The 576-nt window shown below is 65.6% G+C and carries 1 protein-coding gene; it reads right to left on the bottom strand.

Features of this window, described 5'->3' with window-relative positions; all coding sequences use genetic code 11:
- On the bottom strand, positions 1-376 hold a 376-nt coding region (locus tag ACLQ24_RS30120; RefSeq protein WP_425895118.1), incomplete at its 3' end, for a transposase.
- Positions 377-576 lie beyond the last annotated feature (200 nt).

Here is a 576-nt window from a genome sequence, read left to right as displayed (position 1 = left end):
TCTGACAGTTCTCCGTCCGCCCCGCCGTCCCCGAATACTGCCGCTGCACACCCGCCGACCGGGTCCCCTTCTTCAGGAACCCAGTCTCGTCGGCAACCAGCACCGCAGCAGGATCGCCGAGGTGTTCCACCAGGTAGTCACGGACATCATCACGGACCGTGTCGGCATCCCAGCACGGACTACACAGCAGCGCCTGCATCCCGTCCGGCGACCGGTCACCGGCCTGCTCGGCGAGAGTCCACCCGTTACGGCGTTCCAACGGCGACAGCAACCCCCGCACATAGGCGAACGCCCGCTTCCGCGGCTCCACCCGCGAGAACCGGCCCGCGATCAGGGCAAACAAGTCACCCAGCCCGTCTTCCCACGACTCAACCAACCCAACGCTAACCACAATGGACTAACGAGCCGCATCCACCCGAAGTTGCGAACCACCGTTGCAGTATTAGTCGGGGCGGCGGCCGCTGATCCTGCGGCTGAACACTCCGCCCACCTCGCCGCGCGGCTCAGAGACTGTCGGGTAACTGGGTGGGGGCGGAACGTCACGCCGAGACACGTCGATGGAAGGTCCTCGACAAA

Source organism: Micromonospora sp. DT4 (assembly GCF_049841675.1).
Taxonomy (GTDB): Bacteria; Actinomycetota; Actinomycetes; order Mycobacteriales; family Micromonosporaceae; genus Micromonospora.
The sequence above is the reverse complement of the archived record's forward strand: the minus strand, read 5'-3'. Positions and strand labels throughout refer to the sequence as shown.